The sequence below is a fragment of the Mesorhizobium sp. M7A.F.Ca.US.014.04.1.1 genome, from assembly GCF_003998745.1.
Taxonomy (GTDB): domain Bacteria; phylum Pseudomonadota; class Alphaproteobacteria; order Rhizobiales; family Rhizobiaceae; genus Mesorhizobium; species Mesorhizobium ciceri.
In genome coordinates this window covers 1-9,848 of sequence record NZ_RZRW01000188.1, presented here as the reverse complement: position 1 = coordinate 9,848, position 9,848 = coordinate 1, and the positions used below count along the sequence as shown (strand labels likewise).

Here is a 9,848-nt window from a genome sequence, read left to right as displayed (position 1 = left end):
CGCTTGTGTGGATGGTATACGCAAGGAACCTCAGGTGAACCGAATTTGCACGAACCGGGAAAACATATCACTTTTTAGCGAACCGCTTCACTGCTTTCTTCTCATGCCATGGAGAAACCGGTGGCCACCTCGGCGCAAGCAACCGCCCTTGCCTGTCTCGACGGCATCCAGCCGTTGTTGTCCGCGTGGACACGCATCATCTTCGATTACGGCGAGACCGCGTGGCGGGAATATCAATCCGCCGCCTGGTATGTCGAGCGACTGAAACTCGAAGGCTTTTCTGTCGAAGAAGGCTCCGGCGGCATGCCGACCGCCTTCTGCGCACATTGGACCAACGGCCCCGGCCCGACCATCGGCATGTACGCCGAATACGACGCGGTGCCGGGCAATTGCCAGGATGCCGCTACGGTCGAGCGTCCGCGCCGGGGACTTGGCAACCAGGCCGGCGGCCACACCGACCCGCATTCCGGGCTGGGTATTTCGAGCCTCGGCGGGCTGCTGGCGACCAAGGCCGCGATGCAGCGCCACGGCATATCAGGCACGCTGCGCTTCACCGGCGAGCCGGCGGAAAAGGTGCGTGGGTCAAAGCCGATCCATGCCGCCAAGGGCTATTATGACGGCCTTGCCGGCATGATCTCCTTTCATCCGTTCTACATGCTGCCGCTCTGCAACACGGCGCGCTGGGACACGCATTGCGGCGCGGCCTACGCGATGATCTATCGCTTCATCTGCGACCAACCGGAGCGCTGGGCGCTGGCTGCGGGTGCTGCACCCATTCCGCAAGCACATTCGGCGGCGCGCGCGCCCGGCGCCAACGACGCATTGATGATGATGTACATGGCCTCCAAGGCTCTGCGCGATTCCATGCTGCCTCACCAGGGCGGCTGGTCGATCAGCGAGGCGATCCTGACGGCGGGGCAAGCGACCGCCGACAATTTGCCGGCGGGGCTGGCCGAGATTCAGTACATGATCCGCGTGCCGACGCTTGCCATGGCCGAGCAGGTCACCGCGGTGCTCGACCGCAATGCCGAGGCGGCGGCAGCGATGAGTGATTGCCGCACCGAGCGGCATTGGGTGTCGAAGTCACGACCGGGACTTGCCAATCATGCCATGGCCGAGATCGCCTATGAAGCGCTGTCGGCGGTCGGGCCGCCGCGCTGGGACGAAGACGCCAAGGCAGTCGCGCGCGAAATGCAGGTCAATGCCGGGCGCATGGCGAGCGACGAGCCGTTCATCGAAGAGCTGGAGCGCCTGATCGAGCCGCAGGCGGCGGAAGCGATCCTGCGCCGCGACCTGCCGCCCTCGCAGGTCAATTCGACCTCCGACGATTACACCGACATGAGCTGGCATACGCCGACGGCGCGCTTCTATGTCGCCCGCCCGGCGCTGCGTTCGGAGACCGGCTATCCCTATCCAGCCTGGGTGATGAATGCGCTGGGCGGTATTTCGGCCACGATCGACCCGATGGTGGCCTGCGCCTCCCGCACGATTGCGCTTGCCGCCCTTCGCCTGCTGGAAGACCAGACTGCCCGCGAGGCGGCGATGGACGAGTTCGTTACCCGCACCGGCGGCGGCATCGGCGGTTCGAACTGGATCGCACCGCTTTGCGACTACGAGCCGCCGATCGGGTTTCGCTGGCCAGAATATGTCACCACCCCGCGTGGACGCGACTGGTGGATACCGAGCAATCAGACACCCCCAAGTCACCTCACGAGGAGCATCCCATGACCGTTCATGACCGCATTGTCGCCGAGCCGTTTTCGCTGCAGCGCCGCAACCCCGCCGGCGGCACCAAGCCGCTGACCGCCTGGGGTTTTGCCAACGAGACCGACGTGCTGACCGACGTCCTGCTCGGCTCGCCCAATTTCCTGCGTCATCTGTCGACCAGCTCGCTGTCGCGCAAGCACCTGCGCGAGGCGCCCTGCAACGTGCAGATCGCACAAGCACAGCACAAGGACCTGGTCGCCGCCTACGAGCATTTCGGCGTCAACATCCACTGGCACGAGCCGACGCCCGAGCTGCCGATGCAGGTCTATTCCCGCGATTCCAGCGTCATGACGCCCTACGGCGCCTTCATCACCGCCATGGCCAACTGGTGGCGGCGCGGCGAGAACTATGCCGCGATCCGCACCTATGAAAAACTCGGCATCCCGATCTACGACATGGTCACGGCTGGTACGTTCGAGGGCGGCGACTTCAACGTCATCGAGGATGGCGTCGTGCTGATAGGCTGCGGCGGCGCGCGCACGCAGGAGGAAGGTGCGCGCCAGGTGCAGGCCTGGTTCGACAAGGAAGGCTGGGAAACCCGCATCGCCTTCATCGACGAATATTACGTCCATATCGACCTGATGGTGGTGCCGATCGCCGAAAAACTGACCGCCGTCTGCCTTGCCTGCACCGAGCCCGGCATTGTCGACTGGCTGAAGGGCAAAGGCCACGAGATCATCGACGTGCCGTTCCAGGACACGATGGCGCTCGGCTGCAACTTCATGTCGCTGGGCAAGGACCGGGTGATCGCGCCGACCTCCAGCCAGTCGCTGATCGGCCAGCTCAAGGCCCGCGGTTTCGAGGTCGCGGCCGTCGACATGAGCGAGATTTCGAAGACCGGCGGCGGCATCCACTGCATGGCGCAGGCGCTGAAGCGCGAACCGGCCTGAGCCGGCTCGCCCCTCAGCAACAAACCCGATACTGTGTCTTCGCTGCCCTTGTGAGTGCTGGAAAAATGGAGGAATAGTCTTGCGGAATGCATCGCCCTGAAATTGCCGGTTTGCGGTACTCAGGTCGTGCAATTGCTAGCCGGATTCCGAATGGCCAGTCCCGAACCGCGCAAGAGAAGAGGTCCGATCGCCGCCCGGCTGCTGGCGCTCGACGCGTGGATCGATTCCTCGCTCTACGAGATCGGCTTCAAGGCGCGCCAGTTCTGGGAATCGGCGACGATCTTCTCGCGGCGCTTCCGCGTCAACGGCTGGCGCCGTGGCATCATCGAAGTGTTGAGCGAAGGTTTTACGCTCGGCGCCGGCGGCATCGTGGTGATGCTGGCGCTGGCCATTCCGGCTTTCCAGGATACGGCCGGCGACTGGCGCGCCCAGGGCGACTTCGCCGTCACCTTCCTCGACCGCTATGGCAACGAGATCGGCCAGCGCGGCATCATCCAGCGCGATTCCGTGCCGGTCGACGAGATGCCCGATCACGTCATCAAGGCGGTGCTTGCTACCGAGGATCGCCGCTTCTTCGATCACTACGGCATCGATGTGCTCGGCCTTTCCCGCGCCATCTTCGAGAATGTGCGGGCCAATTCCGTCGTTCAGGGCGGCTCGAGCATAACCCAGCAGCTGGCCAAGAACCTGTTCCTCACCAATGAGCGCACGCTAGAGCGCAAGATCAAGGAAGCCTTCCTGTCGCTGTGGCTCGAGGCCAATCTGTCGAAGAAGGAAATCCTGCAGCTCTATCTCGATCGAGCCTACATGGGGGGCGGTACGTTCGGCATCGAGGCGGCCGCCGATTTCTATTTCGGCAAGAGCGTCAAGGATCTGAACCTCGCCGAGGCGGCGATGCTGGCCGGGCTGTTCAAGGCGCCGACCAAATATGCGCCGCACATCAACCTGCCGGCAGCGCGCGCACGCGCCAATGTGGTGCTGTCCAACCTTGTCGATTCCGGCTTCATGACCGAGGGGCAGGTTCTGCAGGCAAGGCTGCATCCGGCCGATGTCGTCGACCGCGGCGAGCAGAAAAGTCCGGACTATTACCTCGACTGGGCATTCGACGAGGTCAAGAAGATCGCCAAACCGGGCCAGCACTCGCTTGTTGCCCACACCACCTTCGACGCGAACATCCAGAAGGCAGCGGAAGAATCGGTGGAGTTCCACCTGCGCCAGTTCGGCAAGGAGTACAACGTCACCGAAGGTGCCGTCGTCGTCATCGAGACCAACGGCGCCGTGCGCGCCATCGTCGGCGGCCGCGACTATGGCGCCAGCCAGTTCAACCGCGCCACCAAGGCGCTGCGCCAGACCGGCTCGTCATTCAAACCCTATGTCTATGCAACGGCGATGGAACACGGCTTCACGCCCAACTCCATCATCTCCGGCGGCCCGATCAGCTGGGGGTCCTGGTCGCCGCACAATTACAGCGGCGGATCGGCGGGCAATGTAACTCTGATCATGGCTATGGCCAAATCGATCAACACCGTGCCGGTTCGGCTGGCCAAGGATCACCTTGGCATCGGGCCGATCAAGGCCATGGCCGAGGCGATGGGCGTGGAATCGCCGCTCGAAGCGCACAAGACGATGGTGCTGGGCACCTCGGGCATGACGGTGATGGACCAGGCGACGGGCTACAGCGTGTTCGCCGACAACGGTTTCGTCGGCTTCCGGCACGGCATCAGCCAACTCGTCACCCGCACCGGCGAGGTGGTTTATGATTTCGCCAAGGATGCGCCGCCGCCACACCGGGTGTTGTCGGAGCAGGCGCTGAAATCGATGAACACCATGCTGGCGGCAGTACCGGTGATGGGCACGGCGCGGCGGGCCCAACTTCCCAACATCGTCGTCGCCGGCAAGACGGGCACGACGCAATCCTACCGCGACGCCTGGTTTGTCGGCTTCACCGGCAACTACACGGCGGCGGTATGGATGGGCAATGACGATTTCACGCCGACCAAGAACATGACCGGCGGCTCGCTGCCTGCGATGGTATGGCAGCGCCTGATGGTCTATGCGCACCAGAACATCGACCTCAAGCCGATCCCGGGCATCGACAAGCCCTTCGTCGACGAGGAGATCGCTGCCAAAGCCGAGGAAGCACAGAAGAAGAGCGACGCGCAGGCGGTGGCCGATGCAGCCGCCGAACGGCCGCCGGTGCTGTCCAGCCGCACGACGCAGACGCTGCGGGACATGACCAGCCTGTTCCAGTCGGCGCCCGTCCTCAATACGCCTCAACCGCCGGAGACGCTGTCGGCGCTGTGATGGCGCGCCTCTTCCTTCTCCACCTGTGGGAGAAGGTGGATCGGCGCGCAGCGCCGAGACGGTTGAGGGGTGCTGGCCGGATCACCGTCCTTGCGAAGCTGGAACACCCCTCATCCGACCGAGCTTCGCTCGGCCACCGTCTCCCGCAGGTGGAGAAGGAAGAGGCGGCTGCAATTCTACATCGGCCCGCTTGCCACAAGGCCCTGCGCCGCGATATCCCCGAGCGGCAACTCTTCGGTGTCCCCGGCCCTTCATGCTCAAAACTGCCTTCCTGACGTTGCTTTCGCTTGCCATAGCCATCATCGGCGGTGGCGGCAGCGTCTGGTATGCGCTGAAAGTCCAGGATGGCGTCGGCGCCATCCGGATCGGTCAATGGACAGCCTTTCCCGATATCGGCACGCCGTCCGCCGATCCTTATTCCAAGGCTCGCGTGGCGCGCGAGGGCGTGCTTGCACTCGGCCGTGCCGAGGGGCTGTCCTTCGTCGCCGAGCGAGACACGGGCGGCGCCGAGCTCAAGCGCGAATGCACCTACACCATCGAGGGCGGATTTCCGACGGCGCGGTTCTGGACGCTCTACGCCGCCGACCAGTCGCTCAGCGTGGTCGAGACCGGCAAATCCCGGCTGGCGGCGCTGCAATCCTACGGGGTGGTGCGCCAGCCCGACAATTCGGTGATCATTTCCGCCGGCCATCACCCGATGCCCGGCAATTGGCTGCTGACAGACGGCTTCGGCAGGATGTATTTCGTGCTGACCTTCTACGACACGCCAATCGCCAGCAGCACGGGCCTGTCGGACGTCTCGCTGCCGCGGATCGTCAAGGTCGGCTGCGATGCGTAGTTTTTATGCGGCGATGCGCAGACTTTTGCATGCCGTCCTGCTCGGCCTGCTCGGCGCCGGCATTGTGCACATCGCCGTGCTGCTTCTGGTGCCTGAATTTTCCGAACGCGACGCCTGGTCGCGGCTGTCCATGGCTTCGGATCTCTACAAGATGACGCGGCTCGATGCCGAGGCCGGTGGGGCGCCCGTGGTGAAATCCGTCGACCCGCTGTTTTATGCAACGGCGTGCCGGTTCGACCTGGGCGAAGGTTTGGTCCGCGTCAAGGCACCTGGACATGTCCCGTTCTGGTCGGTGTCGGTCTATGACCGCAGCGGCCACAACATCTATTCCTTCAACGACCACACAGCGACCGGCGGCGTTCTGGATGCCGTGGTGCTGACGCCGGCGCAGATGATCGACGTGCGCAAGGACCTTCCAGAGGATCTTCAGGGGGCGATCTTCGTCGAAGCGCCGATCGAGGAAGGCATCTTCGTCATCCGTGCCTTCGTCCCCGACAGCAGCTGGAAGCCGATCGTGTCGCGCTTCTTCGAACAGAGTTCCTGTGAGTTGCAGGACTTCTAGAGCGTGTCGCGTCTGAACGGATTCAGACGACCCGCTTTAGGTCTTTGTTTTCATGCATGTCGTTCTCCAAAACCGAGGTCACTTTTGGGCGACATGCACTAGACATGATCCCGGACCAAAGGTCCGTGGCCGCCGAAACTCAGTGGTGCGGGACCGGCTTCGTCCCTGGCGATCCCGTCTTGTCGGGATCGACCGGCCGCACTTCGCCGGCATGCGACCGCTCATAGCGGATGCCGGGAAAGATGATCACCGCCGCCGGCATTTCGGCGGTTTGCTTTGCTCTGGTGTTTGGTGCCGTACGCGGCACGAAAGACAGTACCATGCCCATGGTTCGCGCATTCCTCTCGGTTTCCCCGGAGCACAACGCAACGCCTCCAAATGTCATTAAGGCGGCAGAGGGTTAACGGAACGCTAACGGATCGTCGCTAACTTGATCTTTGTTCTTGGTGCTCGCGAAACCGACACAATCCCGGTCGAGCGCGCCAAGCTTGTGTCGAGTACGGGCGTATCCTTCGTGTCATCTTCGGACTTCAGGCAAATCGCGGTACGAAAAGACTCGGGAAAGGCCGAAAGGCTGTTCCGCGCCGCAGTGTCGGCGTTCTGCTCGCTCACCCGCCCTTCACGCCGCGAGATCGGCCAGCTCGAAGACCTGACGCTGCCGCTGTTCAATGACGTGTCCGTCGAATCCCGCCGTTACGTGGCAGCCGCCCTTTCCGAATGCGAATACGCACCCGCCGCCCTGGTGCGCCGTCTTTGCGAGGAACCGGTCGACATTGCCGCGCCGTTGCTCATCCGCTCACGCGCCGTCAGCGACATCGATCTCATCGCCCTGATCGGGCGACATGGCCTGCCGCATGCGCGTGCCATTGCGCGCCGCAAGGGCTTGAACCCGACCATTGCTGACCTGATCAGGGCCCTCGAGAGGCCAACCCTGGTGCGCGCGCCGGACCCGGATGCGAACGCCGCTGGGGCAGACAAGATCGCGCCAGCGAGCGCGGATACCGCCTCCGGCGAGCCAGCCCGGGAACAGACACTCGGCATCGCGGCCGAGAATGCACGGCGCAGGCTGCGCTCGATGATGCGCACCGGCGACGAGAAGACAGCGACCGCCGAGCCTTTCAAGGGCGCCGACACCTATATGAAATTGCGCGAGACAGCGCTGACGGGAAACGCCGCGTTCTTCCAGACCGCGCTCGCCGATGCGCTCGACATCGATTTCGAGACCGCGCGATCGCTCACCGCCAACCAGAATTATGCCTCGCTGCTTGTCGCCTTGCGCTCGCTCGACCTCAGCGAAGACAGGGCCTTCCTGGTCACGGTTGCCGTCTATCCCAGCCAGTTCCCGCACCCGCAGGCTATCCGGACTTTCCTCGACCGCTACCGGCTGCTGCATCGCGAGGCGGCCCAGGACAAGATGCGGTCGTGGAGAGCGGAAATCCTTTCAAGGGTGGTTCGCGGCGCAGCACCTGCCAACAGCGATACACGCACCGCTTCGAACAGCGACGATGCGGCGGCTTCTTCCGGCCTCAGGGCGTCTTCACGGAAATAAGCTCCTCGACGGGCACGGCACCGGCCTCGATTTCGACCACCCAGATGTCGGGATCGAATTTTTTCTCCCGTTCCAGCCTGGCTTCGAGCACCGCGGGATCGTCACCAGCTCCGAGCAGAGTGAAAAACCGGTCGTCGGGCTTGGCCGAATCATAGCTTGTCTGCGGCGCCGGCCCGAACAGGGCAACCTCACCCAGCCTGCCCCGCGCCAGCACGAACACAGCGCCGGCCTCGGTCGCGCCACGCTTGACCACGGCGGCAAATCCACCGGCGCCGAAAATCCGGCGCAACAGGGCCGAAACCCACAGATCCGATGTGACGCGCATGAGAGAGCTCCCGAAACTGCCGGTTCTCTATCGATATTTCCGCCGCTCGGCGAGCCGTCGTTTCGGCCGTCAGTTGGTCAGGCCGATCTCGCGCATCTTGACATAGACGATCTCATCGGGCTCGCCGGTCTGCGGCAGCCCGAACAGCGACTGGAATTCCTTGATCGCCGCCTTTGTGCGCGCGCCGACGACACCATCCAGCTGCATGTCGTCATTGCCGAACGCCTTGAGCCCGGCCTGGATCTTGACGATGCGGGCATCGGGCGCTTGCGTCGCGGCATCCGCCTGCCCGGAATTTGTCTGTCCCGAACCTGTCTGCAAAGACACCGGAACGGCGGCCGGCATATCCGGGCGCGGCTGCGGTCTGGGCACGACGGAAGCTGTCTTCGGCGTCGCGCCCAGTTGATCGAGCAGAAGCGCGTCGATCTCGCCGGACGTGTTGAGCCCGACCTTCTGCTGATAGTCCTGGATGGCCTTGCGGGTGTTGGGTCCGGAAATGCCGTCGACCGTCCCGGAATAGAAATCGAGATCCTTCAATATGCCTTGCACCTGCTCGACAACCGGATCGCCCTTGATCGGTGCCGGCGCGCCGGATGGCCGCACGATGTTGAATGTCGTCTCCGGTTCGTCGGGCGTCGCGTGCGGAAAGCCCGCAATGCTGCGGGTCGCAAAAAATGCGCCGGCATGCGGGAAAGGTTGGTACCACAAGGCATTGGCCGAGACATAGAACAGCGTCACCAGGAACGCCGTCGAGCCGCCCACCAGGACAGGATTGCGCGAGATCATGCCGCCGACGGCGACAGCGCCGTCCTGAAAGGCATTGCTGCGGCGCTTGACCGCCTTAGCCGGTTTTGCGGAGCGAGCCATCTCTGTCCCCTTTCGCCATCGCCACAGGCATGGTCAGCACGCCGGTCTTCTCCGCCTGATGTCCCTTCGGTCCGTTCACCGGCAGGCTGATGGTCACCGTGGTGCCCTCGCCTGGCATGCTTTCGATGGACATCGTGCCCTCGTGCAGCGCCACCAGGCCCTTGACCAGTGAAAGGCCAAGACCAGTCCCCTCGAAACGGCGGGTATAGTCGTTCTGGATCTGCATGAAGGGCTTGCCGAGATTGGCGAAATCCTCCTCGGCGATGCCGATGCCGGTGTCCCTGACCCAGAAATGCAGGCGCGAACCGATCCGCTTGGCGCCGACGACGACGTCGCCGCCGTCGGGAGTGAACTTGATCGCGTTGGAGACCAGGTTGATGAGCATCTGCTGCACGGCGCGCTGATCGGCATTGATGTCGCCGGCGTCCGGCGCGATCTGCGCCTGCAGATCGATGTTCTTGGCCTGCGCCTGCAGTTGCATCATCGACTGGCACATATCGACCGCCTCCGCGAACCGGAACGGCTCGGGTTCGGTCGCATAGACGCCCGATTCAATCCTGGACACGTCGAGTATCGAGGTTACGACGGCGAGCAGATGCTGGCCCGAATCCCGTACCAAGCCGACATATTCTTTCTGGCGCGGATCCTTGAAGGCGCCGAACATCTCATGCAGCAGCATATCCGAGAAGCCGATAATGGCATTTAACGGCGTGCGCAGGTTGTGGGTGAACACCGCCAAGAAACGT

At 63.5% G+C, this 9,848-nt stretch carries 10 protein-coding genes; 6 read left to right on the top strand and 4 right to left on the bottom strand.

All coding sequences use genetic code 11. The annotated features are described in order from the left end of the window. Nucleotides 1-108 precede the first annotated feature (108 nt). The 5 genes from EOA22_RS14760 (at nucleotide 109) to EOA22_RS14740 (ending at nucleotide 6,361) form a co-directional block, all read left to right on the top strand. Nucleotides 109-1,728, top strand: coding sequence for a hypothetical protein (locus tag EOA22_RS14760; protein ID WP_063167697.1), 1,620 nt, complete (start codon nucleotides 109-111; stop codon nucleotides 1,726-1,728). Further along, nucleotides 1,725-2,657, top strand: coding sequence for a dimethylarginine dimethylaminohydrolase family protein (locus tag EOA22_RS14755; protein WP_013532649.1), 933 nt, complete (start codon nucleotides 1,725-1,727; stop codon nucleotides 2,655-2,657). Before EOA22_RS14760 ends, EOA22_RS14755 begins: the two co-directional genes overlap by 4 nt. A 150-nt stretch (nucleotides 2,658-2,807) precedes the next feature. Further along, complete coding sequence (locus tag EOA22_RS14750) at nucleotides 2,808-4,961, top strand: penicillin-binding protein 1A (protein WP_013532650.1); 2,154 nt, start codon at nucleotides 2,808-2,810, stop codon at nucleotides 4,959-4,961. A gap of 253 nt (nucleotides 4,962-5,214) precedes the next feature. Continuing rightward, nucleotides 5,215-5,799 (top strand): DUF1214 domain-containing protein, encoded by a 585-nt coding sequence (locus EOA22_RS14745; protein WP_013532651.1) that lies wholly within the window; start codon nucleotides 5,215-5,217, stop codon nucleotides 5,797-5,799. After that, nucleotides 5,792-6,361: a DUF1254 domain-containing protein gene (locus EOA22_RS14740; protein WP_013532652.1), complete on the top strand. Its 570-nt coding sequence runs from the start codon at nucleotides 5,792-5,794 to the stop codon at nucleotides 6,359-6,361. The genes EOA22_RS14745 and EOA22_RS14740 overlap by 8 nt, the downstream gene beginning before the upstream one ends. A 139-nt stretch (nucleotides 6,362-6,500) precedes the next feature. Here the strand turns inward: EOA22_RS14740 and EOA22_RS14735 are convergent, their stop codons facing one another. Next, nucleotides 6,501-6,689 (bottom strand): hypothetical protein, encoded by a 189-nt coding sequence (locus EOA22_RS14735; protein ID WP_013532653.1) that lies wholly within the window; start codon nucleotides 6,687-6,689, stop codon nucleotides 6,501-6,503. Between the two features lie 186 nt (nucleotides 6,690-6,875). On the opposite strand from EOA22_RS14735, the gene EOA22_RS14730 reads away from it, so the two are divergent. Beyond that, on the top strand, nucleotides 6,876-7,910 hold the full coding sequence (locus EOA22_RS14730) for a hypothetical protein (protein ID WP_063170191.1): 1,035 nt from the start codon (nucleotides 6,876-6,878) through the stop codon (nucleotides 7,908-7,910). Here EOA22_RS14730 and EOA22_RS14725 read toward each other — a convergent pair. The 3 genes from EOA22_RS14725 to EOA22_RS14715 form a co-directional block, all read right to left on the bottom strand. Beyond that, entirely contained in the window at nucleotides 7,888-8,235 is a 348-nt protein-coding gene (locus EOA22_RS14725) for a DUF1491 family protein (RefSeq protein ID WP_013532655.1), read from the bottom strand. The genes EOA22_RS14730 and EOA22_RS14725 overlap by 23 nt on opposite strands. Before the next feature lie 69 nt (nucleotides 8,236-8,304). Continuing rightward, complete coding sequence (locus EOA22_RS14720; RefSeq protein WP_013532656.1) at nucleotides 8,305-9,102, bottom strand: peptidoglycan-binding protein; 798 nt, start codon at nucleotides 9,100-9,102, stop codon at nucleotides 8,305-8,307. Continuing rightward, nucleotides 9,077-9,848 (bottom strand): HAMP domain-containing sensor histidine kinase (locus tag EOA22_RS14715; RefSeq protein WP_164755450.1); only part of this gene is annotated, 772 nt, incomplete at its 5' end. The genes EOA22_RS14720 and EOA22_RS14715, both read right to left, overlap by 26 nt.

Bases quoted from the DNA above. Each gene is read 5' to 3' on its own strand.
- EOA22_RS14760 (WP_063167697.1), top strand. From the start codon at position 109: ATGGAGAAACCGGTGGCCACCTCGGCGCAAGCAACCGCCCTTGCCTGT.
- EOA22_RS14755 (WP_013532649.1), top strand. From the start codon at position 1,725: ATGACCGTTCATGACCGCATTGTCGCCGAGCCGTTTTCGCTGCAGCGC.
- EOA22_RS14750 (WP_013532650.1), top strand. From the start codon at position 2,808: ATGGCCAGTCCCGAACCGCGCAAGAGAAGAGGTCCGATCGCCGCCCGG.
- EOA22_RS14745 (WP_013532651.1), top strand. From the start codon at position 5,215: ATGCTCAAAACTGCCTTCCTGACGTTGCTTTCGCTTGCCATAGCCATC.
- EOA22_RS14740 (WP_013532652.1), top strand. From the start codon at position 5,792: ATGCGTAGTTTTTATGCGGCGATGCGCAGACTTTTGCATGCCGTCCTG.
- EOA22_RS14735 (WP_013532653.1), bottom strand. From the start codon at position 6,689: ATGGGCATGGTACTGTCTTTCGTGCCGCGTACGGCACCAAACACCAGA.
- EOA22_RS14725 (WP_013532655.1), bottom strand. From the start codon at position 8,235: ATGCGCGTCACATCGGATCTGTGGGTTTCGGCCCTGTTGCGCCGGATT.
- EOA22_RS14720 (WP_013532656.1), bottom strand. From the start codon at position 9,102: ATGGCTCGCTCCGCAAAACCGGCTAAGGCGGTCAAGCGCCGCAGCAAT.